We start from the raw sequence: 26,222 nt of genomic DNA on the forward strand, positions 1-26,222 counted from the left end.
GTGCCCTGGCGGCCCACTACGCGCGTAGATATGCTGCTCTGGTGACTATGTCCACTGTTGCAGCCAATGCCCTCGGCGTTGCGGGCAGCGGCCTTCAGGACGTTGCGGCGTCCGAGGCCTCGCTCCGCCGTTTCCTGCACGGCCTGCCCGGCGTCGACCAGGTCGGCCTGGAGGCGCGTGCCGCCGCTCTCGGTACCCGCTCGATCAAGACCACGGCGAAGGCGTACGCCATCGACCTGGCGATCTCGATGATCGACCTGACCACGCTGGAGGGCGCGGACACGGTCGGCAAGGTGCGCGCACTGTGCGCCAAGGGCAGGACCCCCGACCCGACCGACCCGACCACCCCCCGCGTCGCCGCCATCTGCGTCTATCCGGACATGGTCGCCACCGCGAAGGCCGCCCTGAAGGGCACCGGCATCCAGGTCGCCTCGGTGGCCACCGCCTTCCCGGCCGGCCGCGCCGCCCTCCCGGTCAAGCTCGCCGACACCGCCGACGCGGTGGCCGCGGGCGCCGACGAGATCGACATGGTGATCGACCGCGGCGCCTTCCTCTCCGGCCGTTACCTCGACGTCTTCAACGAGATCGTCGCGGTCAAGGAGGCGTGCAAGCGCCCCGACGGCAGCGCCGCCCACCTCAAGGTGATCTTCGAGACCGGCGAGCTCCAGACCTACGACAACGTCCGCCGGGTCTCCTGGCTGGCGATGCTGGCCGGCGCCGACTTCATCAAGACCTCCACCGGCAAGGTCGCCGTCAACGCGACCCCGCCGGTCACCCTGCTGATGCTGGAAGCGGTCCGCGACTTCCGCGCGGCGACCGGCGTCCAGGTCGGCGTCAAGCCCGCCGGTGGCATCCGCACCACCAAGGACGCCATGAAGTACCTGGTGATGGTCAACGAGACCCTCGGCGACGACTGGCTGACCCCGCACTGGTTCCGCTTCGGCGCCTCCAGCCTGCTCAACGACCTGCTGATGCAGCGCCAGAAGCTGGCCACCGGCCGCTACTCCGGCCCCGACTACGTGACGGTGGACTGATCACCATGGCCAAGAAGAAGAACACCGAGGAGCCCGTGGCCAAGCCCGCCGGCGGCCTCTTCGCCTACGCCCCGGCCCCGGAGTCCCCGGCCGCCGCGGGCGACATCGCCACCTCCTACGGCCACTTCATCGGCGGCGAGTTCGTCGACTCCTCCGGCAACGAGGCCCTGAAGACGGTCAACCCGGCCACCGAGCAGGTGCTCGCCGAGTTCGCCCGGGGCACCGAGGAGGACGTGGACCGCGCGGTCGCCGCCGCCCGCAAGGCCTTCGCCGACTGGTCGGCGCTGCCCGGCAGCGAGCGCGCCAAGTACCTGTTCCGGATCGCCCGGATCATCCAGGAGCGCAGCCGCGAGCTGGCCGTGCTGGAGTCGATCGACAACGGCAAGCCGATCCGCGAGACCCGTGACGTCGACCTGCCGCTGGTCGCCGCGCACTTCTTCTACTACGCGGGCTGGGCGGACAAGCTGGACTACGCCGGCTTCGGCCCGAACCCGAAGCCGCTGGGCGTGGCCGGCCAGGTCATCCCGTGGAACTTCCCGCTGCTGATGCTGGCGTGGAAGATCGCGCCCGCCCTGGCGACCGGCAACACGGTCGTCCTGAAGCCGGCCGAGACCACCCCGCTGACCGCGCTGCGCTTCGCCGAGATCTGCCGCCAGGCCGGTCTGCCGAAGGGCGTCGTCAACATCGTCACCGGTGACGGCCGCACCGGCGCCGCGCTGACCGCGCACCCGGACGTCAACAAGGTCGCCTTCACCGGCTCCACCCCGGTCGGCCGCGCCATCGCCAAGCAGCTGGCCGGCACCCGCAAGAAGCTCTCGCTGGAGCTGGGCGGCAAGGCCGCGAACATCGTCTTCGACGACGCGCCGATCGACCAGGCGGTCGAGGGCATCGTCAACGGCATCTTCTTCAACCAGGGCCACGTCTGCTGCGCGGGCTCGCGCCTGCTGGTCCAGGAGTCCGTCCAGGACGAGCTGCTGGACGCCCTGAAGCGCCGGATGGCCACCCTGCGGGTCGGCGACCCGCTGGACAAGAACACCGACATCGGCGCCATCAACTCGGCCGAGCAGCTGGCCCGGATCACCGCGCTGACCGAGGCCGGCGAGGCCGAGGGCGCGGAGCGGTGGTCGCCGGCGTGCGAACTCCCGGGCACCGGCTTCTGGTTCAAGCCGACCCTGTTCACCGGCGTGAGCCAGGCCCACCGGATCGCCCAGGAGGAGATCTTCGGCCCGGTCCTGTCGGTGCTGACCTTCCGCACCCCCGCCGAGGCGGTCGAGAAGGCCAACAACACCCCGTACGGCCTCTCCGCCGGCATCTGGACGGAGAAGGGCTCTCGCATCCTCTGGATGGCCGACAGGCTCAGGGCCGGCGTGGTCTGGGCCAACACCTTCAACAAGTTCGACCCGGCCTCGCCGTTCGGCGGCTACAAGGAGTCGGGCTACGGCCGCGAGGGCGGCCGCCACGGTCTGGAGCCCTACCTGAATGTCGAGGCCCGAGATGTCTGACGTCGCAACGCGTCTTGACGTCCTCAAGACCTACAAGCTGTACGTCGGCGGGAAGTTCCCGCGCTCCGAGAGCGGGCGGGTGTACGAAGTGACCGACTCGAAGGGCGAGTGGCTCGCCAACGCCCCGCTGGGCACCCGCAAGGACACCCGCGACGCCGTCGTGGCCGCCCGCAAGGCGGTCAAGGGCTGGGCCGGCACCACCGCGTACAACCGCGGCCAGGTGCTGTACCGGGTCGCCGAGATGCTCCAGGGCCGGCGCGAGCAGTTCGCCGCCGAGGTGGCCGTCTCCGAGGGCATCGGCCCGAAGAAGGCCGCCGCGCTGGTGGACGCCGCGATCGACCGCTGGGTCTGGTACGCGGGCTGGACCGACAAGGTCGCCCAGATCGCGGGCGGCGCCAACCCGGTCGCCGGGCCGTACTTCAACCTCTCCACCCCGGAGCCGACCGGCGTGGTCGGGATCGTCGCCCCGCAGGCCGGGTACGGGCACTCGCTGCTCGGCCTGGTCTCGGTGATCGCCCCGGCGATCGCCACCGGGAACACGGTCGTGGTCGCGGCCGCCGCGGACGCCCCGCTGCCCGCGCTGTCGCTGGGCGAGGTGCTGGCCACCTCGGACGTCCCGGGTGGCGTGGTCAACATCATCTCGGGCAACACCGCGGACATCGCCCCGACCCTGGCCTCGCACCAGGACGTCAACGCGCTGGACCTCACCGGGGCCATCGCCGCCGACGGCCCCGGCGCGGCGCAGGCACTCGAAGCGGCCGCCGCGGATACCCTGAAGAGGGTGGTCCGTCCGGTGCTGGACCCGTTCGCCCAGGACTGGACCAATGCGCCCGGTACGAACCGGCTACTCTCGTTCCTGGAGACGAAGACGGTCTGGCACCCGAAGGGGATCTGACCTCCGCCGCTCCGAGCAACAACTCCACAGACTGGCCGTCCCCAGCGCCCTCACCCCCCAGGGCCCGGACGGTCATCGGACGGACCCGCGCCTCTCCCCCCCTGGCGCGGGTCCGTCGCCCTTCCGGCGACTTTCGTCGCTGCCCGGGCCGACTTTCGGGGGCTCCCGGCCGGTGTGCGTCCGGACCAGAATCGCCGGTACGGGACCGGCCGAGGGGGCGCGATGGAAGAACTGGGCGAGCTGATGGCACTCGTCACGGACGGCGTGCTGCGCCGGTGGCAGGTGGCCCGGGCCCGCCGCCGGCTGACCGCCGGGAAGGCGGTGCGGCTGCCCTGCTCGGCGAGGTCCGACCGGCCGGGCCGACGGCCCGGCTACGTCAACGGGAAGCTGGGGATCACCCCCGGAGCCGCCACCGCGTGCTTCCGCGCGCGCGGCGCCGAGCCGCTCGAACTGCCCGTCGGGGGCACCTTCCACGAGCCCGAGCCCGACACCTGGCACGACCAGGACTGGGCCGCCACGGCGTACCGGCCGCCCGGCACCGGGGAGCCGGTGTACCTCCAGGTGGACAGCCGCTGCCTGCCGATGGTCCGGGCCGCCCTCGCCGGCCCGCCGCCGCAGAAGGCCTGAACCGACCGGTTTCGGCAACCGGCCGGGATGCGTCAGACTGGTGTCCCGTGAGTGACTCCCCCATGAACCCCGCACCGACCGGGCATGCCCGGGTGATCCTGCTCTCCGGGCCCTCCGGGTCGGGGAAGTCCTCGCTGGCCGAGCGCAGCGGCCTGCCGGTGCTCCAGCTCGACGACTTCTACAAGGACGGGGACGACCCGACCCTGCCGCGGCTGCCGGACGGCGCCGTCGACTGGGACTCCCCGCTGGCCTGGCACCGCGACCAGGCCGTCGCCGCGATCCGCGCCCTGCACGAGCACGGCCGCGCGGACGTGCCGGTGTACTCGATCCCGGACAACGGCCGGATCGGCACCCGCGGCCTGGAGCTGGACGGGGCGGGCGCGTTCATAGCGGAGGGCATCTTCGCCGCCGAGATCACCGCCGAGTGCGCCGACCAGGGCCTGCTCGGCGACGCCCTGTGCCTGCGCAACGGCGCGCTCACCACGGCCTGGCGCCGGCTGCGCCGGGACGTCCGGGAGGGCCGCAAGTCGCTGCCGGTGCTGCTGCGCCGGGGTCTGCGGCTGATGCGGGCCGAACGGTCCATCGTCGGACGGCAGGTCGCGCTCGGCTCGTACGCGTGCGCCGGCCCGGAGGCCGAGCGGCGGATCCGCGCCGCGGCCCGGACCACCGAGCTCTCCGCCGCCTGAGACCGCCGCCCGGAACCGCCGCGCGACACCGCGGTCCGGGCCGGTCGCCCGGAACCACCGCCCGACACCTCGTCCGGACCCCAGGGCACGACGAAGGCCCGGTGCGTCTCCCCCGCACCGGGCCCTTCGCCTTCCCCGAACGGTCCTCGGCTCCCCCACGGGCATGCTCCCCCGAGCCGCTGCCCCCGGACCGTGACCGTCCGCTTCCCGTCCCCCGACGGGAGTCCTCGTCAGGCGACCAGCTCGCCGAACGCCCGGACGGTGTCACCCGACTTGTTCAGGTGCTCGTCCTCGCGCAGCCGGCGCAGGGCGCGCCAGATGCTGCTCTTGACCGTACCGACGCTGATCCCCAGCACGTCGGCGATCTCCGGGTCGGTCTTGCCCTCGTAGTACCGCAGCACCAGCATGGTGCGCTGGTTCTCCGGCAGCTTCGCCAGCGCCTGCCAGAGCACGGTGCGCAGCTCGGTGCCGCCCATCGCGTCGGTGTCGCCGGCCGTCTCCGGCAGCTCCTCGGTCGGGTACTCGTTGACCTTGCGGCGCCGCCAGGCGGAGATGTGCAGGTTGGTCATGGTGCGGCGGAGGTACCCGCCGACCGCCGCCTTGTCGGTGATCCGGCCCCAGGCCCGGTAGGTGCTGAAGAGCGCGCTCTGCAGAAGGTCCTCGGCCTCGTAGCGGTCACCGGTCAGGTGGTAGGCCGTGGCGTACAGGGAGGCGCGGCGCTCGCGCACGTACGCGGTGAACTCCGTGATGTGGTCCTCCGCGACGGCCGGGTGCTCCCCCTGCGCGCCTCCCTGCCCGGCCTCGGTGGTGCGGGCCGCGGCGGGGTTCAGCCGCAGCAGCGTCGCACCGGCGGCCTCGCGACCGGCCGGCTCCCCCGAACCGACCGTCCGCAGACCGTTCCCCCCGGTCCCCCGGTTGCCCCCCGGGGCGTCCTTGCCCTCGACGCGGACGGGGAGGATCCCCCGCAGCGTGAGGGTGTTGGCGGAGTCGGTCGAACTCCCCAGCCGACCGATCCCGTACAGCTCCCCCGTCCTGCCGCCGCCGCTCACCCGACGGGCGCCAGGGTTTCCACCGGTGCTGTGCGCGCATCCCCGCACGGTCACGGCACCGGAGTTCTCGTCGGTCCTGACCTCGTACCGGGTCCGGTGGGACGTGGCTGACGAACGCGCGGTGCGGACAGCCGGGTTGGTCCGGGTCTGAAGCATGGCGTTCATCGTGCGCCCCCTGGGTCGGTACGAGCGGTTCCGGTAGCCGCCCTTCAGCCGGCCTTGCGGCCCGCTGTCCTGCGGCGACATGGAAAATCCTGCCCGCCGGTTGTGATGGCGCTGTCCGCCGACTGTCACAGGGGTGTCACAGGAGCGGGCCGAATGTCCCGGTCCGCCTCCCTCCGTACCGGACGCCGGTGGCATCCGTTCCGGTTCCCGGGGGGACGGTGAGCGGTCCGGGGGGTGATTCGGCGCTGCGGGTGGGCCAAAATGGGGCCGTGCCTTTCCTCCTACTGATCGAGGACGACGACGCCATCCGGACCGGCCTCGAACTCGCCCTCACCCGCCAGGGCCACCGCGTGGCCACCGCCGCCTCCGGCGAGGACGGTCTGAGGCTCTTCAAGGAGCAGCGGCCCGACCTGATCGTGCTGGACGTGATGCTGCCCGGGATCGACGGCTTCGAGGTGTGCCGCCGGATCCGCCGCACCGACCAACTGCCGATCATCCTGCTGACCGCACGCTCGGACGACATCGACGTGGTGGTGGGCCTGGAGTCCGGCGCTGACGACTACGTGGTGAAGCCGGTGCAGCCACGCGTGCTGGACGCCAGGATCCGGGCGGTGCTGCGGCGCGGAGAGCGGGAGAGCTCGGACTCCTCGGCCTACGGCAGTGTGGTGATCGACCGCGCGGCGATGACCGTCACCAAGGACGGACAGGACCTCCAGCTGACCCCCACCGAGCTGCGGCTGCTGCTGGAACTCAGCCGGCGCCCCGGCCAGGCGCTCTCCCGCCAGCAACTGCTGCGGCTGGTCTGGGAGCACGACTACCTCGGTGACTCCCGCCTGGTGGACGCGTGCGTGCAGCGGCTGCGGGCCAAGGTCGAGGACGTGCCGTCCGCGCCGACGCTGATCCGCACCGTCCGCGGGGTGGGCTACCGGCTGGACCCGCCGGCCTGACCCCGCACCCCTCGGCCGCCGGCCCCTCCCTGACCTCTGAACTCCCGTACCACGACAGGCTCTTGTGACTGACCATCAGACGACTGCCCGGCGGTTCTCGACGGGCCGGTGGCGTCGGCTGCGCTCCCTGCGGGTGCGGCTGATCGCGGTGTTCGCGGCCGTCGCGCTGCTCGCCGCCGTCTCGGCCTCCGGCATCGCGTACTGGCTGAACCGCGACGCGGTGCTCAAGCGCGCCCAGGACACCGCGCTGAACGACTTCCGGGTCTCGCTCACCCGCAACGTCTCCGAGCTGCCGTTGAACGCGAGTTGCCCGGAACTGGCCTCGCTGGCGTCCAGCGTGGCCAGCTCCGGTCTGACGTACGACGTGGTGGTGGTCGACCCGGCGCACCCGGAGTGCGCGGCCTCCTCCGACCCGGCGCACTTCACGCTGGCCGACGTCCCCACCGCGCTGCAGTCCACCGTCGCCAAGCCGCGCGAGGTCAGCGAGAGCAACCCGTACCCGTACCACCTGTACTGGCAGCGGCAGAACCTGGAGGGGCGGCCGTTCGTGATCGGCGGCACCAAGGTGGTGCCGAACGGCCCGACGGCGTACATGTTCAAGTCGCTGGAGAACGAGCGGGCCGACCTCAACACGCTGGGCTGGTCGCTGGCCATCGCCACGCTGCTCGCGCTGATCGGCTCGGCGCTGCTCGCCCAGGCCGCCTCGGCGACCGTGCTGCGGCCGGTCAAGCGGCTCGGGGACGCCGCCCGGCGGCTCGGCGAGGGGCACCTGGACACCCGGCTGGAGGTCGAGGGCTCGGACGAACTCGCCGACCTGGCACGGACCTTCAACCGGGCCGCGGAGTCGCTGCACGAGCAGGTCGAGGAGCTGAGCGCGCGCGAGGCGCAGAGCCGGCGGTTCGTCGCCGACATGTCGCACGAGCTGCGCACCCCGCTGACCGCGATGACCGCCGTGACCGACATCCTGGAGGACGAGGCCGAATCGCTGGACCCGATGATCGAGCCGGCCGTCCGGCTCGTGGTCAGCGAGACCCGGCGGCTGTCCGACCTGGTGGAGAACCTGATGGAGGTGACCCGCTTCGACGCCGGCACCGCCAAGCTGGTCGCCGACGAGGTGGACGTCGCCGACCTGATCATGTCCTGCATCGACGGGCGGGCCTGGTACGACGCGGTCGAGGTGGACGCCCCGCGCGGCATCCTGGCCGTGGTCGACCCGCGCCGGCTCGACGTGGTCTTCGCCAACCTGATCGGCAACGCGCTGAAGCACGGCGGCTCACCGGTGCGGGTGAAGGTCCGGCAGGACGGGGAGTCGGTCGTGGTCGAGGTCTCCGACAGCGGCCCGGGCATCCCGGAGGACGTGCTGCCGCACGTCTTCGACCGCTTCTACAAGGCGGACCGGGGGCGGGCGCGCTCGGAGGGCAGCGGCCTCGGCCTGTCGATCGCCATGGCCAACGCACAGATACACGGGGGGACGATCACGGCGGCGAACGGGGAGGTCGGCGCGGTGTTCACCCTGACCCTGCCGCTGGCCCCGCCGCCTCCGCCGTCCGCGGGCGAGGCCGAGGGCGGCCCCGTCGGCGACGCCGAGGACAAGGACGCCACGTGACCGCCCGCGCCGACACCACTGCCACCCGCACTGCCCTGCTCCGAGGAGCCGGTGTGCTGCTGCTGCTCGCACTGGCCTCCGGCTGCGGCATCCGGCCGACCGCCGTACCGGTCGACGCCGGCGCGCCCGCCAGCCGGACGGCCTGCCCGACCACCCCGCACATACCGGCGGCCCTGGTCACCCCTCCGGGCCCGACCGCGACCCCGGCCCGCGGCGCCAAGGCGTCCGCGAGCCCGAGTCCCTCGCCCACCCCGGTGGCGCCGGGCAGCCCGCCGCCGGACAACGTGTTCGGCGCGGTACCGACGGCCTCGCCCTGCAAGTAGCCGCCGGGGAGGGGTCAGGGGGGCGCGTTCTGGAATGTTCACGCCCGGTGTGGAACCGACGTGCCGTCGACTCACGTCCTTCCCCCCGTGCAGCGAGATGGCACCAGGACACGCCACGAGCGTTCCGGCGCGGGGACCGAGAGCAGCCCGGCGGCGGCCGTCCACCGTCCCCTCCGGTTGGCCGGGCTGGCGGGTCTCACCGGCCACCTGGCACTGGTGCTCTGGCTGGTGCTGAGACCACTGCCGGTGGCCTGGGTGTACGACGCCAACCTGACGCCGTTCGCCTCGCTCCGCTCCTCCACCGGCTGGCAGGTGCTCGGCGAGCTCCTGCTGCTGGCCCCGCTCGGAGTCCTGCTGCCGCTGGCCGGCGGTCGGCTCCGGGCCCCGTGGCTGCCGTCCTTCCTGCGCACCACCGGCGTCTCCGCGCTGCTGGCGACCGCGCTGGAGTTCCTCTCCTCCTGGGCGCCCGGGCACATCCTCAACGTGGACCACATCCTGCTCGCCGTGGTCGGCGTGGCCGTCGCCCACCTCGCGCTCGTCCCCGGTCTGCGGCACCTGCTGCGGGACCGGCGGCCGCGGGCGCCCCGGATGGCGGTGCTCTCCGTGCCGCCGGTGGCCGCCGTCACCTCGGTCGCGGCCGTGGCCCCGGTCGCGACCGTCGCGCCCGCCGCCCGCCGGCGCGCCTACGCCGAGCCGACGCCGCCGGCCGGCTGAGCCGCTCCCGGGGCCCGGACCACCCGGCCGCCGACCTCGATCAGTCCGCCCGGGCGCGGCCCGGCCAGCAGCTGCGAGCCCAGGCCCTGGGTGACGGTCAGCGCCCGGCCGAGGTGCGCGGCCAGCAGCAGGGCGGCCGCACCGGTCGCCTCGTCCTCGTCGATCCCGTCGCCCCGCCCGGGGAAGGCCCTGGCCCGTACGGTGCCGGCCGCCTCGTCCTGCCAGGCCCAGGCGTAGACCCACTCCCCCGGCGGCGGCACCTCCAGCGCCTCCACCTCGGCCGCCGAACCGTACTGCCGCAGCGTGCGCCCCGGGGCCCACTCGGGCCGGGCCTCGATCCGGGTCAGCCCGTCCTCGCGCCGCACGGCCACCTCGCCTGCCGCCGTGACCAGCCGGTCCACCCCGAGCAGCCAGGCGGCACCCACGCACGGGTGGCCGGCGAACGGCAGGCGCACCGACGGGGTGTAGATGTCGATCTCCCCGCGCTCCGGGTCGTCGACGAACACCGTCTCGCTGAAGCCGAGTTCGCGCGCGATCCGCTGCCGGTCCGCACGCTCCGGCACGGCAGCGCCGTCGCGCACCACGCCGAGTCCGTTCCCGTGGCTCCCGTCGGGCCCGCAGAAGACCCGCAGCACCTCGAATTCCGTCATTTCCCACCTCGTCGACTACCGCGCCGGCACAGCACGATGACACCGTGACACAAGGGCGGCAACGGCTGTCGGCCGCCTCCGGCACTGTGCGCCGCCCTCGTCCCCGGGCGGCACCACTCCGGGGTGTCCGTCCTGCCGGTCCTGGTGATCACCGCCTCGGTGAAGGCACTCGTCGGCCGCGCCGCACCGCCGCACGGCTGCCACGGTACGGACCGGGGCCCGTCCTCCGGGGTCAGCTGCCGCCGCCCCGCACACGGTCGCGGCGCCAAGCCACCACCACCATGCCGATGCCGAGGGCGATCGCGACCGCACCGGTGATCGCCATCGGTTCCGCGGCGGAGCCGCCACCGGTGGAGGCAAGCCGGGTGTCCCCGGCCGGGGCCGCGGCGACGACCGTCTGCGAGCCGACCGCCACCGGGCTCGGCGACGCGCCGGTGGCCTGCACGACCGGGACGACCGGGGCGTTGGAGGGCTGGGGCACGGTCGGCGCCGGAGTGGGCGAGGAAGCGGGGGCCGGGGTTTCGGTGGAACCCTCCGCGGCCACGATCGTGAAGTCGGCCTTCGGGCTGGAGACCTCGGTCCCGCTCTCGCCCGCGCCGGGCAGGCTGCCCGCGAGGGCCACCAGGGACTCGGTGCGGGCCGACGCGTCCTTGGTGAAGGCCAGCCGGGCGTTGATCGCACGGGTCTCGCCCTTCGGCAGGGCGATCACGTCGGAGTCCTTGTTACCCGGCCGCAGGTCCATGTAGAGCCAGGTCGGGTGTGCCGAGCTGAACCCGGGACCGCCCGGCAGCCAGGCCCCGTCCGGCCCCTGGTACTCGAACCTGACCGTCTCGAAGGGAAGTTCGGCCGCCCCCTGGAACACGATCGCGGGCGTGATCCGGAGGTCCTTGCCGCTATTGTTGGTGAAGACCAGTCTGAACGGCTTCGCCTCGCCGCCCGCCGTGAAACTGGTGGGCACACCGTCGAGCCTGACGTCGGCCGTGGCCGCGGGCGTGGGCGCCGGGGTGGTCGGCGTGACCGCCGGGGTGATGACCAGGTCCGGGAAGCCGCTCGTGGCGAAGGAGATCCGCTGCTCCGGCGGCAGGGTGGGGTCCGCGACGTTGGCGTTGAAGCCCGGTGTCACCCGACCGGCCGGGGCGTCGGGGGCGACGGTGAGCCGCAGCCGGTAGACCGCCTCGGCGCCCGCCGCCAGGTGCAGCGTGGCCGGCCGGTCGATCTCCCAGACGGCGCCGACGCTCGCGGCGTTCACCTTGGCGTCCTGCCACTGCGTGCCGCCGGGCGACTGGTACTCCAGCGTGAACTGGCTCTGCCTGGTGCCGGTTCCGGTGTCCCCGATGACGAAGACGGACGACGGCACGTCCATCTGATGGTCGGCGGTGTTCTTGAGCGTCGCGGTGAACTCCACCGGCGCGCCACCCGCCTTGACGGAGCCGGGAAGGCCGCCGAAGGTGACCGTGACCGGCGAGGGCTGGGCCTGGACGCCCTGCGCGGCCGCGGCGGCCCCCGAGGCGGCGAAAACGGCCGGGGCCTCGAAGACGGCCAGGCCGGAGGCCAGCGTGACGGCGGCGGCCGCGGCCAGGAACCTGCGATGCCGAAAGAGCAATTCAACCTCACGAGAGAATTCGGACAGAACCCAACAGAACGTGAAATCGCTTGCGTGAGAGGCCATTTCATGGCGAAAGCGTGCCGATGTCCGCCCCCCGACCAACAGCGACTGCGGCATCATACCGAGCCCGTTCCGCCCGGCCGCGACGGGAGGCCGTCGCCTTCGACCCGGCCGGGACGGCCCTTGGTCCTCAGGGTCACCCCGAGGACGACCCCGAGGTCCGGCTACGACTACCCGGTGACCCTTCGGGGCGGAGAATCACCTGCCGGACGGAGGACCCGGAGCCGCCGACGGCGGAGTATGGAAGCAGCCCGCCGGACCGGCCGGACCGGGCCGCCACCACACGGAGCTGATCATGAGTGCGCGCCTCGCCCGCCCCCGCAACGACCGCGTCATCGCCGGCGTCTGCGCCGGGATCGCCCGACGCTTCGGCCTGACCTCGTGGACCGTCCGGCTGATCTTCCTGCTCTCCTGCCTGCTGCCCGGCCCCCAGTTCCTGCTCTACCTGGCCCTCTGGCTGCTGCTCCCCCAGGAGCCGTGAGCCGGGCGGCCCGGCAAGACGGCGACGGGCCGCCCGCCCCGGAGATCCCGGGGTGGGCGGCCCGTCGCCGTGCCGTCGGCTCCGGCTCAGCCGGTCAGGCCGGGGAGGCCCGGGAGAATGCCGGTCAGCCCGCCGATCGGGGTCTTGTCCAGGCCCGGGATGGTCGGGACGGCGGCGCGCTGCTGGGTGACGCCGGCCAGCGGGGTGTCGCCGGTGGGGACGGCCTTGCCGACGGTCGGGGCGAGGGTGCCCAGCGTGCTGGTGACCTTGTCGGCGGCGGGCAGCTTGGCGGCGGTGTCGGTGACCGCGCCGGTCACCGCGGGGTTCGTCAACGCGCCGGTGGGCAGCCCGAGGCCGCCGGCCGCCTGGCCGTCGGCCGCGGAGGCGGTACCGGCGCCGACCGCCGCGATGGCGATGCCGAGCGCCGCGGTGCCTGCGGCCTTGAGAGCCTGCTTCATGGTTGGTCCTCTTCGGGTCCTCGTCGGTGGCCGACTTCACGCACGGGAGCGGCGGACGGGCGACCGCCGCCGCGACGTGTCGGCAATGACGGGCACACCGTAGTGAGCCGACCGCGCGGGAGCCAAAGAGCGTTCACTCACCCGAGTGAGTAGTCGGATGAACGACAACTCCATTGCAGGAACGTGGCGTTCATCCGACCGCAAGGCCCGGCCGCACCGCCCCGGCGGCTCAGTTGGAGCCGGCGCCCACGCTGAACAGCCACTCCGCCTTCAGCTCGGCGTAGCCCGGCTTGATCACGTCGTTGATCATCGCCAGCCGCTCGTCGAAGGGCAGGAACGCGGACTTCATCGCGTTCACCGTGAACCACTCCAGGTCGCCCAGGGTGTAGCCGAAGGCCTCCACCACGTGGCCGAACTCCCGGCTCATGCTGGTGCCGCTCATCAGCCGGTTGTCGGTGTTCACGGTGACCCGGAACTTCAGCCGGCTGAGCAGCCCGATCGGGTGCTCGGCGTACGAGGAGGCGGCGCCGGTCTGGATGTTGGAGGTCGGGCACATCTCCAGCGGGATGCGCTTGTCGCGCACGTAGGCGGCCAGCCGGCCGAGCTCGACCGCGCCGTCCTCGCCCACCGTGATGTCGTCGACGATCCGCACGCCGTGGCCGAGCCGGTCGGCGCCGCAGCACTGCAGGGCCTCCCAGATCGACGGCAGGCCGAAGGCCTCGCCCGCGTGGATGGTGAAGTGGTTGTTCTCGCCCTTGAGGTAGTCGAAGGCGGCCTGGTGGCGGGTGGGCGGGTAGCCGGCCTCGGCACCGGCGATGTCGAAGCCGACCACGCCCCGGTCCCGGTAGCGGTTGGCCAGTTCGGCGATCTCGGTGGAGCGGGCGGCGTGCCGCATCGCGGTCAGCAGGGTGCCGACGCGGATCCGGTGGCCGGCCCTGCGGGCGTTGGCCTCGCCGAGGCGGAAGCCCTCCTGGACGGCTTCGACGACCTCGTCCAGGCTCAGCCCGGCCTCCAGGTGCTGCTCGGGGGCGTAGCGGACCTCGGCGTACACGACGCCGTCGGCGGCCAGGTCCTCGGCGCAGTCCGCGGCGACCTTGATCAGCGCCTCACGGGTCTGCATCACGGCGCAGGTGTGCGCGAAGGTCTCCAGGTAGCGGACCAGCGAGCCGGAGTCGGCGGCCTCACGGAACCACTCGCCGAGCTCCTTGGGGTCGGTGGTGGGCAGGCCCTGGTAGCCGCAGGCGGCGGCCAGCTCGACCACGGTCTCCGGGCGCAGCCCGCCGTCCAGGTGGTCGTGCAGGAGGACCTTCGGCGCGCGGCGGATCTGGTCGGGGGTGGGGATGCGCGGGCCGGTGCCCGCGGTGGTGACGGGGATCTGCTGTTCCATTGCGGAAATATAGCCCCTACGCGCGTAGACCGACCACTGCGAACACCGCCGGATGGTCCAAACTCCACCCGGAATTCGACCGCTCGGTCCATACGATCCACCAAAGCGTCAGTCGGCCGGAGCGGCGCCGTCAGTCGTGCTGCAACAACCGCCCGCGCCGGGAGAGCACGAAGTCCCGGAACGCCTCCGCCGGCGGGGTCAGCGGCCGCCCGGCCGCCCACGCCAGCCCGATCGCCCGCCGGGTGCGCGGCGACGTCACCTCCAGCTCCACCACCCCCGGCCGCGGCACCAGCGCCGGCGGCAGCAGCGCCACCCCGAGCCCCGCCGCCACCAGCCCGCGCAGCGTCTCCGCCTCCTCCCCCTCGAACGCCAGCCGGGGGACGAACCCGGCCTGCGCACAGAAGCCGTCCGTGATCACGCGCAGCCCGTACCCCCGCTCCAGCCCGACAAACGGTTCCTCCGCCACCTCGGCCAGCCGGATCCGCCGCCGCCCGGCCAGCCGGTGGTCCGCCGGGACGACCAGGTGCAGCCGCTGCTCGTCCAGCGGGCGGGCGGCGAACGCCGGGTCGTCCGGCAGCGGCGCGACCAGGCAGAGGTCCAGCTCCCCGGCCCGCAGCCGCTCCAGCATCGCCGCACCGTAGTCCTGCACCAGCTGGAACCGCACCCGCGGGTGCGCCGCGCGGAAGCCGCGCAGCAGCGCCGGCACCGCGTCCGGCCCCATCGTGTGCAGGAAGCCGAAGGCCACCAGCCCCACCGCCGGGTCCGCCTCCGCCCGGGCCGCCGCCGCGCCGCGCTCGACCTCGGCCAGCGCCCGCTCCACCGAGGCCAGCAGCAGCCGGCCCGCCCTGGTCAGCCGGACGGTCCGGCCCTGACGGGCCAGCAGGTCCACCCCCAGCTCCTCCTCCAGCCGGGCCACCGCGCGCGACAGCGTCGGCTGCGGCACCCCGAGCAGCGCGGCCGCCTGGGTCACGTGCTCCAGCCGGGCCACCGCCGCGAACTGGGCCAGCCGGGGCGCCAGCAGCACGGCCGGCTCCTCCGGCCCCAACTCGGCCGCCCGGTACCGCTGCTCGCCACCGTCCGCCTGTTCCGGACCGGACATCGCACCACCACCTCGACTCATACGCCAGTGCATCGATCATCCACGCTTCATGCATTGGACGCATCAACAGCGGCGGGCCTACGGTCGACGTCATGCAGCCCGCCGATACCAGGGCATCCGTGACCTCCCCGGATGCCCCCGCCACCGCCCCCTCTTCCGCCGCCACCGCGGACGACCGCCACCGCCCCGGCCAGCGCGCCTTCCGCCGCGCCAACCTCGCCCTGTTCGCCGCCGGGGTCGCGACCTTCGTCCTGCTCTACTCCACCCAGGGCCTGCTGCCGATCCTCTCGGCCGACCTCGATCTCACCCCCGGCCAGGCCAGCTGGACGGCCTCCGCCGCCACCCTCGGCCTCGCCCTCGGACTGCTCCCGGCCAGCGCGCTCTCCGACAGGTACGGCCGCACCGCGGTGATGACGGCCTCCACCCTCGCCGCCTCCGCACTCGCCCTCGCGCTGCCCTTCGCACCGGGCCTCACCGCCCTCGTCGCCCTGCGGGTCCTCCAGGGCGTCGCCCTCGCCGGACTCCCGGCCACCGCCATGGCCTACCTCGCCGAGGAGGTCCACCCCAGCGCGCTGCCCTCCGCGATGGGCCTGTACGTGGCCGGCAACAGCATCGGCGGAATGGGCGGGCGGCTGCTCTCCGGCTGGACCGCCGCCGGGCTCGGCTGGCGCTGGGGGCTCGCCGCCTCCGCCGTCCTCGCCCTGCTCGCCACGCTCGCCTTCCGGCTGCTGATCCCCGCCGCCCGGCACTTCACCCCGGCCCGGGTCGACGCCCGCGCACTCGCCCGGACCGTCGGACGGCACCTGCGCAACCCGCTGCTGGTACGGCTGTACGCGCTCGGGATGCTGTTCATGGCGGTGTTCGGCGCGGTCTACAACACCGTCGGCTACCGGCTGATCGCCGCGCCGTTCCACCTGCCGGAGTCGATCGCCGCCTCGATCTTCGTGGTCTACCTGGTCGGCACCGGCACCTCCGCCGCGGCCGGCCGGCTCTCCGGCCGCCTCGGCCGGCGCGGCGCCCTCTACGTCTCCATCGGCGTGACCACGGCCGGCCTGCTGCTCTCCCTCGCCGAGTCCCTGGTCTGCGCCCTGCTCGGCCTGGTCCTGATCACCGCCGGCTTCTTCGCCGGCCACGCCACCGCCTCCTCCTCGGTCGGCCGCACCGCCACCGAGGGCCGCGCCCAGGCCTCCGCCCTCTACCTGATCGCCTACTACCTCGGCAACAGCCTCGGCGGCACCCTCGGCGCCGACGCCTACCACGCCACCGGCTGGCCCGGCGCCGCCACCGTCGGCCTCACCGCCATGGCCCTCGCCGCCGGCGTCACCCTCTACGCCACCCGCCGGGCCCACGTCGTCCGGCGATCGGTCGCGGACGCTTGACAGCCGCCGCGGATACACTCCGGAACATGAGCATCGATCCTGCTGCGTACGCCCGGCTGCTCGAGATCGCGGATCAGCTGCCGAAGGTGCCGGGGATAGGGAAGATCGAGATCGCCGACGGCCAGATCGTCATCATGATGTCGCCCGTGAAGCGCCACGAACTCGCCGTGCTGCGCCTTTCCCGACAGCTCAACGCCCAGTTGCCGACCACTCACCCCGGTCACATCGCCTACCATGGCGCGGATCTCCAGGACGCGGGGCTCGGCCGACTGCGCAACCCCGACCTGATGGTGTTCCCCGAGGCGACCCTGGAGGGCGAACAGCGGGCGGTCCTCCCGCACGAGGTGCTGCTCGTCGTGGAGATCGTCTCCAAGTCCAACCCCGAGAACGACTACCACGACAAGGTGCGCGACTACTCGGCCATGGGCATCCCGTTCTACCTGCTCGTCGATCCCCGTACGGGCACGGGCATCGTGCACTCGGAACCCGGCTACGGGGCCCGGGAGAAGTTCGTCTTCGGCGACGAGGTCACCGTCGGCCCCTGGACCCTCGACACCAGCGGTCTGCTCACGTACGCCTGATTCGGCGCGCGTGAGCAGACCTCAGGTCCCTCAGGCGATGCGGTCGAGGACGATCGGGTTCGGGGTGAAGGCCGTGCCCGCCGGGGCGACCTCGATGCCGCCCGCCAGGGCCTCGACGGCGTAGTCGAAGCGCTCCGGGGTGTCGGTGTGCAGGGTCAGCAGGGGCTGGCCGGCCACCACGGTGTCGCCGGGCTTGGCGTGCATCTCGACGCCGGCACCGGCCTGCACCGGGTCCTCCTTGCGGGCGCGGCCGGCGCCCAGGCGCCAGGCGCAGACGCCGATCGCGTAGGCGTCCAGCGCGGTGAGCACGCCGGAGGCGGGCGCCGGGATGACGTGCTGCTCGCGGGCGACCGGGAGCGGGGCGTCGACGTCGCCGCCCTGGGCGGCGATCATGCGGCGCCAGTGGTCCATCGCGGAGCCGTCGCGCAGCGCGTCCGCCGGGTCCTTGCCCTGCACGCCGGCCGCGGCGAGCATCTCGCGGGCGAGCGCGAGGGTCAGCTCCACGACGTCGGCCGGGCCGCCGCCGGCGAGCACCTCCAGGGACTCCCGGACCTCCAGCGCGTTGCCCGCGGTGAGGCCGAGCGGGGTGGACATGTCGGTGAGCAGGGCGACGGTGTTGACCCCGGCGGTGGTGCCCAGGCCGACCATGGTGCGGGCGAGTTCGCGGGCGTCGTCCAGGTTCTTCATGAACGCCCCGGAGCCGACCTTGACGTCCAGGACCAGCGCGCCGGTGCCCTCGGCGATCTTCTTCGACATGATCGAGGAGGCGATCAGCGGGATGGCCTCGACGGTGCCGGTGACGTCGCGCAGCGCGTACAGCTTCTTGTCGGCCGGCGCGAGGCCGTCGCCCGCCGCGCAGATCACCGCGCCGGCGCCGCGCAGCACGTCCATCATCTCCTCGTTGGAGAGCAGGGCGCGCCAGCCGGGGATGGACTCCAGCTTGTCCAGGGTGCCGCCGGTGTGGCCGAGGCCGCGGCCGGACAGCTGCGGGACGGCGGCGCCGCAGGCGGCGACCAGCGGGGCGAGCGGCAGGGTGATCTTGTCGCCGACGCCGCCGGTGGAGTGCTTGTCGCTGGTGGGCAGCGGCAGCGAGGAGAAGTCCATCCGGACGCCGGAGCGGATCATGGCGTCGGTCCAGCGGCTGATCTCGCGCGGCCGCATCCCGTTCAGCAGGATCGCCATCGCCAGCGCGGACATCTGCTCGTCGGCGACCTCACCGCGGGTGTAGGCGTCGATGACCCAGTCGATCTGAGCGTCGCTCAGCTCTCCGCGATCGCGCTTGGTCCTGATGACGGAGATGGCGTCCATGCGTGCTCCAAGAGGGGTTTCAAAAGCGAAGAGTGTCGCGAGATGACCGGGTTCCGGCCCACTCGCGACACTCTACGCGCGTAACAAACAGAGAGGCTAGAGCCGCTCCGGCCCGAACGCGTCGGGCAGGACCTCGCTCATCGGCTTCACGCCCGAGGCCAGTTCGATCAGCAGCCCCGGCCCGCCGTGCTCGTACAGCAGCTGGCGGCAGCGCCCGCACGGCATCAGCAGTTCGCCGGCGCCGTCCACGCAGGTGAAGGCGACCAGCCGGCCGCCGCCGGAGGCGTGCAGCGCGGACACCAGCCCGCACTCGGCGCACAGCCCCAGCCCGTACGAGGCGTTCTCGACGTTGCAGCCGGTGACCACCCGGCCGTCGTCCACCAGCGCGGCCGCGCCGACCGGGAACCTGCTGTACGGCGCGTACGCGTGGCCCATGGCCTCGCGCGCCGCCGTGCGCAGCAGCTCCCAGTCGATCGCGGACGGCGCCGGAGGAACGGGCGCGGTCACTTGCCCTGGCCCTTGCGGTAGATCTGGCCGTCCGCCTTCGGCATCCGCAGTCGTTGCGAGGCCAGCGAGAGCACCACCAGGGTGATCAGGTACGGCGTGGCGACGATCAGCGGGCGCTGCACCTCGTCGGTGAACGCGTACCAGCAGAGCAGGCCCGCGGCCGCCGCGACGGTGAGCACCGTCGAGAGGTACTTGCGGCGGTACAGGTGCCAGAGCGCGAGCAGGATCAGCGCGATGCCGACGATCAGGATCAGCACGTGCACCGACTCCGGGTCGCGCAGCTGGAGGCTGTCGGTGAAGCCGAACAGGCCCGCGCCCATGGCGAGGCCGCCGGGCATCCAGTTGCCGAAGATCATCGCGGCGAGGCCGATGAAGCCGCGGCCCGCCGTCTGGCCGTCCTTGTAGAAGTGCGCCGCGACCAGCGAGAGGTACGCACCGCCGAGGCCGGCGAAGGCACCGGAGGCGACGACCGCGAGGTACTTGTACTTGTAGACGTTGACGCCCAACGACTCGGCAGCGGTGGGGTTCTCACCGCAGGAGCGCAGCCGCAGGCCGAACACCGTGCGCCAGAGCGCGAAGTAGCTGACCACGATCAGCGCACCGGCCAGCAGCACGACCACCGAGATGTTGGTGACCAGGCCGCCGAGCACGCCCGCGACGTCCGAGACGAAGAACCAGTGGTGGCCCTCGATGCTCTTCAGCCCGGAGGACAGCCCGGGGACGGTGATGTAGGGCAGCGGGTCCGCCGGCGGGGACTGGTTCTGGCCGGCACCGAACGCGACGTAGTCCTTGTAGTAGATCCGGTTGACGTACGCGCAGATGCCGGGGATCAGCAGGTTGATGCCGACGCCGGAGACGATGTGGTCGACGCCGAAGGTGACGGTGACGACCGCGTGCAGCAGACCGCCGAGCGCGCCGCCCAGCATGCCGGCCAGCAGGCCGACCCACGGGTTGACCAGGTAACCGGCCCACGCACCGCAGAAGGTGCCGGCGACCATCATGCCTTCGAGGCCGATGTTGACCACACCGGCCCGCTCGGACCAGAGACCGCCCAGACCGGCCATGCCGATCGGCACGGCGGCGCCGAGCGCGGCGGTGACCTGCCCGGAGGAGGTCAGCGAGTGGTTGCCGGTGGCCATGCCCACGGCGGAGAACAGCACCAGGGCGCCCGCGATCAGCAGCAGCACCACCGGCCAGGACAGCTTGTACTTCTTCGCGGGCGCGCCCGACGCCTTCGGACGGGCAGCGGTGGCCGTGCTCATGCCCACACCTCGCTGCGCTCGGTGCGTGCTTCGCACGACACGTACTTGATGGTTCGCTCGCTTCGCTCGTTCACGAGGACACCTCCTTCTTCTCAGCGGCCGCGGCGGTCTGGGCGGCGAGCTCGGCGCCGACCTTCTGCTGCTGGCGCTTCAGGCCGTAGCGGCGCACCAGCTCGTACGCGACGACGACGCAGATGACGATGGTGCCCTTCATGACGTCGACGATCTCGAAGGGGAACTCGCCGTTCAGGGGCAGCGGCAGCACCGAGCCGGCGGCGTCCAGGAAGGCGAACAGCAGCGCCGCGAAGGCCATGCCGATCGGGCTGTTCCGGCCGAGCAGGGCGATCGAGATGCCCAGGAAGCCCAGACCGGGCTGGAAGGTCTGGCCGAAGTAGTACGAGTTCTGCAGCAGTTCGGGCAGGCCGATCAGACCGGCGATCGCACCGGAGACGACCATCGAGATGACGACCATCTTCTTGACGTTCACGCCGGAGGCCGTCGCGGCGCTCTCCGAGCGGCCGGTGGCGCGCAGGTCGAAGCCGAAGCGGGTGCGGGTCAGCACGAACTGGAAGACCACGCCGACCACGACCGCGACGATCAGGAAGCCCCAGAGCTTCCCGCCGTCCGTCTCGATCGAGAAGAAGTGGCTGGACTGCGAGACCGGGTTGGTCTGGATCGAGTTGCTGGTGCCGCTGACCTTCGGCGCGAAGATCCCCGGGACGAGCAGCACACCGACGATCGCGGTCGCGATCGAGTTCAGCATGATGGTCGAGATGACCTCGCTGACGCCGCGGTAGACCTTCAGCAGACCGGCGATGCTCGCGTACAGACCGCCGACCAGCATCGCGGTGATGAGCAGCAGCGGGATCTGGATGAACGCCGGCAGGTCGAGCTGGCCGCCGACGAAGGCCGCGAACAGCGCCGCGACCTTGTACTGGCCCTCGACGCCGATGTTGAACAGGTTCATCCGGAACCCGAACGCGGCGGCCGCGGCGGCCAGGTAGTAGGTGGTGGTCCGGTTGAGGATGTTCACCTGGCCGTCCGACTTGGTGGCGTACGTGATCATCACGTTCCACGCGTCGAACGGGTTCTTGCCCGAGGTGGCCAGCAGGACGGAGCAGATCGCGACGGACAGCACGATCGCGAGCACCGGCGCGGCCAGCGCGAGCGTGATCCGCTCGCCGCTGAACCGCTGCGCCAGGCCGGGCTTCGCCGCGGCGGGGTTGGGACTGGTCATGGGTTACTCCCCCGCCTGCGGGTCGTCGGCGGTGTCGGTGGGCTGGTGCCCGGCCTCGGCCTCGGTGCCCTCGGCCGCGACGGCCTGCGCCTCGGCGACGGCCTCCGGCTCGGACTCGATGTGGCCGCTGGCGGCACCGGTCATCGCGGTGCCCAGGTCCTCGGCGGTCACGGTGGCCGGGTCGGCGTCGGCGACCAGGCGGCCGCGGTAGATGACCCGGATGGTGTCGGAGAGGCCGATCAGCTCGTCCAGGTCGGCGGAGATCAGCAGGACGGCCAGGCCCTCGCGCTGGGCGGAGCGGATGTGCTCCCAGATCTGCGCCTGCGCGCCGACGTCCACGCCGCGGGTGGGGTGGGCGGCGATCAGCAGCTTGGGCTGGTGGCTCATCTCGCGGCCGATGATCAGCTTCTGCTGGTTGCCGCCGGAGAGCGAGGCCGCGGTGACCTCGATGCCGGGGGTGCGGACGTCGTACGCCTCGACGATCCGCCAGGTGTCCTCGCGGGCGGCGGACGGGTCGAGCAGCACGCCCTTGGAGTTGGGCGCCTCGGTGACGTGACCGAGGATGCGGTTCTCCCAGAGCGGGGCCTCCAGCAGCAGGCCGTGCCGGTGGCGGTCCTCGGGGATGTACCCGATGCCGGCCTCGCGGCGGGCCCGGGTCTGGGCGCCGGAGAGGTCCTTGCCGTCCAGGGTGACGGTGCCGGCGTTCAGCGAGAGCATGCCCATGATGGCCTCGACCAGCTCGGCCTGGCCGTTGCCCTCGACACCGGCGATGCCGAGGATCTCGCCCTTGTGGATGCGCAGCGAGATGTCGTCCAGGACGACGCGCTCGATGCCCTCGGCGTCGGTCTTGGCGATCCGCAGAGCGTCGACGTCGAGCATCACCGTGTCGGTGACGGTCGACTCGCGGCTCTCCGGGGAGGGCAGCTCGGCGCCGACCATCAGCTCGGCCAGCTGACGGGCCGTGACGGACTTCGGGTCGGCGTCGCCGACCGTGGTGCCGCGCCGGATGACGCTGATCGCGTCGGCCACCGCGAGCACCTCGTGCAGCTTGTGCGAGATGAAGATGACGGTGACGCCCTCGGACTTGAGATCCCGCAGGTTGTCGAACAGCGCGTCGACCTCCTGCGGGACGAGCACGGCCGTGGGCTCGTCGAGGATCAGGATCTTGGCGCCGCGGTACAGCACCTTGAGGATCTCGACGCGCTGGCGGTCGGCGACGCCGAGGTCCTCGACCAGGGCGTCCGGGCGCACGCCCAGGCCGTACTGGTCGGAGATCTCCTTGATCTTCGCCTTCGCCTTGGCGCCGATGCCGTGGATCTTCTCGCCGCCGAGGACGACGTTCTCCCACACCGTGAGGTTGTCGGCGAGCATGAAGTGCTGGTGCACCATGCCGACGCCGCGGGAGATGGCGTCGCCGGGAGTGTTGAACTCGCACAGCTCGCCGTTGATCGCGATGGTGCCCTCGTCCGGCTTCTGCATGCCGTAGAGGATCTTCATCAGCGTCGACTTGCCGGCGCCGTTCTCACCCATCAGGGCGTGCACGGTGCCGGTGCGGACGGTGAGGTTGATGTCGTGGTTGGCCACGACACCCGGGAAGCGCTTGGTGATGCCGCGCAGTTCGACGGCCGGTGTCGCCGTCCCCGCGCTGGGGGTGCCGTCCTTGCGCGGGGGGACGGGGTCGGATGCGGTGATGGCGATCTCCTGGTGGTCTGGAGGCGCGTCGTTGCGCTCGGAGGGCCAAGGGGGAACGTGGGGACGGAACGGGGCCCGGGGGTACGCGTTGAGCGCACCCTGCCGGGCCCCTCCCGTGAACTGTGTCGTCACACCGCGCTGCCGAGCAGGCGGCAGGCGCTGCGGCGTCCCGGACGCGCGGTCCTTACTGGACCGGCGCGGTCGGGATCGTGGTGGCGCCGGACTTGATCGCGTCGCTGGCGGCCTTCAGCTTGTCCTGGATGTCGTCGATCTTGCCGCCGGTGGTGGCGAGCGAGACGCCCTCGGCCTTCAGGTCGAACAGCTTGACGCCGGTCGGGTTCTGGCCCTGCTTGACCGACTGGATGTACGAGAACACCGCGGTGTCGACGTTCTTGACCATCGAGGTCATGATGGCGCCCTTGTACTTCGCCAGGGCCGGCTGGTTGGCCTGGTCGGAGTCGACACCGATGGCCAGGGCGCCCTGCTTGTTGGCGACGGCCTCGATGGCGCCGTTGCCGGAGGAACCGGCGGCGGTGTAGACGACGTCCGCGCCCTTGTCGAGCTGGCCCTGCGCGGCCTCCTTGCCCTTGTCGGGCGAGGTGAAGCCGGTGAAGTCCGGCGGGGTGGTCAGGTAGGTGGTCTCGACCGTGATGTTCGGGTCGACGGACTTCACACCCGCCTTGTAACCGGCCTCGAACTTCTTGATCAGCTCGGACTGCACACCGCCGATGAAGCCGACGTGCTTGGCCTTCGACTTGTTCGCGGCGGCGACACCGGCCAGGTAGGAGCCCTCCTGCTCGGCGAAGAGCAGCGAGGTGACGTTGGACGGCTGCTCCTTGTCGTTGGAGTCGATGATCGCGAACTTGACGTTCGGGTTGTCCTTGGCGACCTTGTTGATCGCCGGCTGGTAGACGAAGCCGACCGCGACGATCGTCTTGTAACCCGCGTCGATCAGGTTCTTGAGGCGGGTCTCCTTGTCGGCCTCGGCCTCGCCCGGCTTGGCCTCGGCCTCGGTCACGGAGACGCCCAGCTCGGACTTGGCCTTGTCCAGACCGCGGGCGGCGGAGTCGTTGAACGACTGGTCACCGCGGCCGCCGATGTCGTAGGCCATGCCGACCTTGAGCGAGCCGTCGCCCGAGCCGGCGGAGGAGGAGTCGGTGCTCTTTGCGCCGCAAGCGGCGAGCGAGGCCATGCCCAGGGAACCCGAGAGCACAACCGCGGCGAGCTTCATTGAACGGCGCAAGGGGATATCTCCTTCTACACGCAACCGTTTAGCGTGGTCGGACGCCACCGTAACGCGCGTAGAACACGGTTGTGTTACGGGGTGCCGGAGCACTCGGGTTGTTATCAAACCGTGGTCTGATGTTCTTCCCAGAGCTCTATCCCCTGCGCGGACGGTGATCCGAGGTCGGTCCGGCCCAGTTTACGAAGCCGTTCCGGAACCCCGGATCCCACTCATCCCGACGATTGCGTCACGTCTCGGCGCGCCGTCAGTTGCGACCCGCCATCAGCTGCCGTCCGCCTCCAGGGCCAGCGCCGAGAACAGCTCCACGCCGATGCCGATCGCGCGCTCGTCCACGTCGAACCGGCCCTGGTGCAGGTCCCGGACGGTGGCGTCGCCGGGCGCGCGGACGCCGAGCCGGGCCAGGGCGCCCGGTGCGTGTTCCAGGTACCAGGAGAAGTCCTCGCCGCCCAGGCTCTGTTCGGTGCCCTCCACCACCTGCGCCCCGTCCCGGCCGAAGCGGGCGTTCATCGCCTCTTCCAGCCGGGCGACCGAGACCGCCTCGTTGACCACCGGCGGCACCCCGCGGTGGTAGTCCAGCGTCCACTTGGCCCGGTAGGTCTCGGCCACCTTGGCGATCAGCTCGTGCAGCAGGTCCGGCGCCTCGCGCCAGCCGTTCAGCTCCAGGCAGCGGACGGTGCCCTCCAACTCGGCGTGCTGCGGGATGACGTTGGCCGCGGAGCCGGAGGCGATCCGCCCCCAGGCCAGGCTGACGCCCCAGCGCGGGTCCATCCGGCGGGCCAGCGCACCCGGGAGGTCGGCGGCCATCCGGGCGACCGCGGTGACCAGGTCCGTCGTCAGGTGCGGACGGGCGGTGTGCCCGCCGGGGCCGTCCAGGTGGAGCACCAGGCGGTCGCAGGCCGAGGTGATCGCCCCGACCCGCAGGGCGATCCGGCCGACCTCCACCTTCGGGTCGCAGTGCACCGCGAAGATCCGCCCGACGCCCGCCATCCCGCCGGCCTTGATCACGTCCAGCGCGCCGCCCGGCATGACCTCCTCGGCGGGCTGGAACACCAGCCGGACGGGGCGGCGCAGCTCGCCGGTGCGGACGGCGTCGGCCAGCACCAGGCCGGTGCCGAGCACCACCGAGGTGTGCACGTCGTGGCCACAGGCGTGGGCCCGGCCGGGGACGGAGGAGCGGTACGGCACGTCGGTCTTGGCGTCGTCGATCGGCAGCGCGTCGATGTCGGCGCGGAAGGCCAGGAACTCCGCACCCGGGGCGGTGCCGGGCGGGACGATGTCGACGAGCATGCCGGTGCCGCCCGGCAGCACCCGGGGTTCGAGGCCGGCGGCCACCAGCCGGTCGCGCAGCAGCCCGGTGGTTCGGAACTCCTGGCGGCCCAGCTCCGGATGCCGGTGCAGATCACGGCGGAAGGCGATCAGCTCGGGCTCCAGCGCCCGGACCCGGTCGCGCAGTTCGGCGGCGGGGCGTGCGAGGGCGAGAGTGGCGCCCGACTGAGCGGGCTCAGGACGGTTCATCTCGCCAATCGTAGGCCTGTTGGGGGGATTTGGCCCGACTTCCGGAAAACTAGTCCCCGGATGGGTGCATACCGGCCGGACAGGTGGGTATGACATCTCGTTTCAGCCGCCTTCCCCGGGTCGCGTGACCTGTGCAACGATCGCCCCGGCCGGTGGTCACGGACGCCACGCCCTCCACCGCACCGGCCCGTTGACGGCCGTTCAGC

Annotated in this window: 25 protein-coding genes; 12 read left to right on the top strand and 13 right to left on the bottom strand. The window is 72.3% G+C overall.

The features are described from left to right. Positions 1-47 precede the first annotated feature (47 nt). The 5 genes from deoC to ACIRRH_RS06365 all read left to right on the top strand — a co-directional run bounded on the left by deoC (position 48) and on the right by ACIRRH_RS06365 (position 4,744). Positions 48-1,034: a deoxyribose-phosphate aldolase gene (gene deoC / locus ACIRRH_RS06345; RefSeq protein ID WP_403062573.1), complete on the top strand. Its 987-nt coding sequence runs from the start codon at positions 48-50 to the stop codon at positions 1,032-1,034. Positions 1,035-1,039: 5 nt separating this feature from the next. Next, positions 1,040-2,536 (top strand): aldehyde dehydrogenase family protein, encoded by a 1,497-nt coding sequence (locus ACIRRH_RS06350; protein ID WP_403062576.1) that lies wholly within the window; start codon positions 1,040-1,042, stop codon positions 2,534-2,536. Then, positions 2,529-3,431 (top strand): aldehyde dehydrogenase family protein, encoded by a 903-nt coding sequence (locus tag ACIRRH_RS06355; protein WP_224281480.1) that lies wholly within the window; start codon positions 2,529-2,531, stop codon positions 3,429-3,431. The genes ACIRRH_RS06350 and ACIRRH_RS06355 overlap by 8 nt, the downstream gene beginning before the upstream one ends. A gap of 222 nt (positions 3,432-3,653) precedes the next feature. Then, a complete protein-coding gene (locus tag ACIRRH_RS06360) occupies positions 3,654-4,058 on the top strand; it encodes a hypothetical protein (RefSeq protein ID WP_403062579.1) in 405 nt (134 codons plus the stop codon). Positions 4,059-4,105: 47 nt separating this feature from the next. Beyond that, entirely contained in the window at positions 4,106-4,744 is a 639-nt protein-coding gene (locus ACIRRH_RS06365) for an ATP-binding protein (protein ID WP_403062582.1), read from the top strand. 230 nt (positions 4,745-4,974) lie between these two features. On the opposite strand, the gene ACIRRH_RS06370 is transcribed toward ACIRRH_RS06365, so the two are convergent. Next, a complete protein-coding gene (locus tag ACIRRH_RS06370) occupies positions 4,975-5,949 on the bottom strand; it encodes a SigE family RNA polymerase sigma factor (protein ID WP_403062585.1) in 975 nt (324 codons plus the stop codon). Between the two features lie 278 nt (positions 5,950-6,227). On the opposite strand from ACIRRH_RS06370, the gene ACIRRH_RS06375 reads away from it, so the two are divergent. From ACIRRH_RS06375 to ACIRRH_RS06390, 4 genes are all read left to right on the top strand, one after another. Continuing rightward, positions 6,228-6,905 (top strand): response regulator transcription factor, encoded by a 678-nt coding sequence (locus tag ACIRRH_RS06375; RefSeq protein WP_030257458.1) that lies wholly within the window; start codon positions 6,228-6,230, stop codon positions 6,903-6,905. 64 nt (positions 6,906-6,969) lie between these two features. Continuing rightward, the gene (locus ACIRRH_RS06380; RefSeq protein ID WP_403062588.1) at positions 6,970-8,511 is read left to right on the top strand and encodes an ATP-binding protein; all 1,542 of its coding nucleotides are present in this window, start codon (positions 6,970-6,972) and stop codon (positions 8,509-8,511) included. Then, positions 8,508-8,834, top strand: a complete 327-nt coding sequence (locus ACIRRH_RS06385) for a hypothetical protein (RefSeq protein ID WP_403062591.1) — start codon at positions 8,508-8,510, stop codon at positions 8,832-8,834. The genes ACIRRH_RS06380 and ACIRRH_RS06385 overlap by 4 nt, the downstream gene beginning before the upstream one ends. An 87-nt stretch (positions 8,835-8,921) precedes the next feature. Beyond that, the gene (locus ACIRRH_RS06390; protein WP_403062594.1) at positions 8,922-9,548 is read left to right on the top strand and encodes a VanZ family protein; all 627 of its coding nucleotides are present in this window, start codon (positions 8,922-8,924) and stop codon (positions 9,546-9,548) included. Here ACIRRH_RS06390 and ACIRRH_RS06395 read toward each other — a convergent pair. Together ACIRRH_RS06395 and ACIRRH_RS06400 are read right to left on the bottom strand one after the other, a co-directional pair. Then, a complete protein-coding gene (locus ACIRRH_RS06395) occupies positions 9,518-10,198 on the bottom strand; it encodes a PhzF family phenazine biosynthesis protein (protein ID WP_403062597.1) in 681 nt (226 codons plus the stop codon). The genes ACIRRH_RS06390 and ACIRRH_RS06395 overlap by 31 nt on opposite strands. A 232-nt stretch (positions 10,199-10,430) precedes the next feature. Continuing rightward, the gene (locus ACIRRH_RS06400; protein WP_403062600.1) at positions 10,431-11,801 is read right to left on the bottom strand and encodes a hypothetical protein; all 1,371 of its coding nucleotides are present in this window, start codon (positions 11,799-11,801) and stop codon (positions 10,431-10,433) included. A gap of 358 nt (positions 11,802-12,159) precedes the next feature. Here ACIRRH_RS06400 and ACIRRH_RS06405 point away from each other — a divergent pair, with 358 nt between their 5' ends. Beyond that, entirely contained in the window at positions 12,160-12,345 is a 186-nt protein-coding gene (locus ACIRRH_RS06405; protein WP_224285307.1) for a PspC domain-containing protein, read from the top strand. Between the two features lie 86 nt (positions 12,346-12,431). Here ACIRRH_RS06405 and ACIRRH_RS06410 read toward each other — a convergent pair whose 3' ends face one another. From ACIRRH_RS06410 to ACIRRH_RS06420, 3 genes are all read right to left on the bottom strand, one after another. After that, a complete protein-coding gene (locus ACIRRH_RS06410) occupies positions 12,432-12,803 on the bottom strand; it encodes an ATP-binding protein (protein WP_403062603.1) in 372 nt (123 codons plus the stop codon). 229 nt (positions 12,804-13,032) lie between these two features. Then, complete coding sequence (locus tag ACIRRH_RS06415) at positions 13,033-14,190, bottom strand: adenosine deaminase (RefSeq protein WP_403062606.1); 1,158 nt, start codon at positions 14,188-14,190, stop codon at positions 13,033-13,035. A gap of 130 nt (positions 14,191-14,320) precedes the next feature. Next, entirely contained in the window at positions 14,321-15,289 is a 969-nt protein-coding gene (locus ACIRRH_RS06420) for a LysR family transcriptional regulator (RefSeq protein ID WP_403062609.1), read from the bottom strand. A 92-nt stretch (positions 15,290-15,381) separates the two neighbouring features. Here ACIRRH_RS06420 and ACIRRH_RS06425 point away from each other — a divergent pair, with 92 nt between their 5' ends. After that, positions 15,382-16,668: an MFS transporter gene (locus tag ACIRRH_RS06425; protein ID WP_403062612.1), complete on the top strand. Its 1,287-nt coding sequence runs from the start codon at positions 15,382-15,384 to the stop codon at positions 16,666-16,668. A gap of 26 nt (positions 16,669-16,694) precedes the next feature. Continuing rightward, positions 16,695-17,249: a Uma2 family endonuclease gene (locus ACIRRH_RS06430; protein WP_403062615.1), complete on the top strand. Its 555-nt coding sequence runs from the start codon at positions 16,695-16,697 to the stop codon at positions 17,247-17,249. Positions 17,250-17,279: 30 nt separating this feature from the next. Here the strand turns inward: ACIRRH_RS06430 and ACIRRH_RS06435 are convergent, their stop codons facing one another. The 7 genes from ACIRRH_RS06435 to ACIRRH_RS06465 form a co-directional block, all read right to left on the bottom strand. Beyond that, positions 17,280-18,557, bottom strand: coding sequence for a thymidine phosphorylase (locus ACIRRH_RS06435; protein ID WP_403062618.1), 1,278 nt, complete (start codon positions 18,555-18,557; stop codon positions 17,280-17,282). Between the two features lie 96 nt (positions 18,558-18,653). Further along, entirely contained in the window at positions 18,654-19,064 is a 411-nt protein-coding gene (locus ACIRRH_RS06440) for a cytidine deaminase (RefSeq protein ID WP_403062621.1), read from the bottom strand. Beyond that, complete coding sequence (locus ACIRRH_RS06445; protein ID WP_403062624.1) at positions 19,061-20,326, bottom strand: ABC transporter permease; 1,266 nt, start codon at positions 20,324-20,326, stop codon at positions 19,061-19,063. The genes ACIRRH_RS06440 and ACIRRH_RS06445 overlap by 4 nt, the downstream gene beginning before the upstream one ends. A gap of 70 nt (positions 20,327-20,396) precedes the next feature. After that, positions 20,397-21,563 carry an ABC transporter permease gene (locus tag ACIRRH_RS06450; protein ID WP_403062627.1) on the bottom strand — a complete coding sequence of 389 codons (1,167 nt, stop codon included), beginning with the start codon at positions 21,561-21,563 and terminating at the stop codon, positions 20,397-20,399. Between the two features lie 3 nt (positions 21,564-21,566). Continuing rightward, positions 21,567-23,093: an ABC transporter ATP-binding protein gene (locus ACIRRH_RS06455; RefSeq protein ID WP_403063659.1), complete on the bottom strand. Its 1,527-nt coding sequence runs from the start codon at positions 23,091-23,093 to the stop codon at positions 21,567-21,569. Between the two features lie 346 nt (positions 23,094-23,439). Continuing rightward, positions 23,440-24,498: a BMP family protein gene (locus tag ACIRRH_RS06460; RefSeq protein ID WP_403062630.1), complete on the bottom strand. Its 1,059-nt coding sequence runs from the start codon at positions 24,496-24,498 to the stop codon at positions 23,440-23,442. 264 nt (positions 24,499-24,762) lie between these two features. Then, positions 24,763-26,016 (bottom strand): amidohydrolase, encoded by a 1,254-nt coding sequence (locus ACIRRH_RS06465; RefSeq protein WP_403062632.1) that lies wholly within the window; start codon positions 26,014-26,016, stop codon positions 24,763-24,765. Between the last annotated feature and the right edge of the window lie 206 nt (positions 26,017-26,222).

The organism is Kitasatospora sp. NPDC101235 (assembly GCF_044767505.1).
Taxonomy (GTDB): Bacteria; Actinomycetota; Actinomycetes; order Streptomycetales; family Streptomycetaceae; genus Kitasatospora.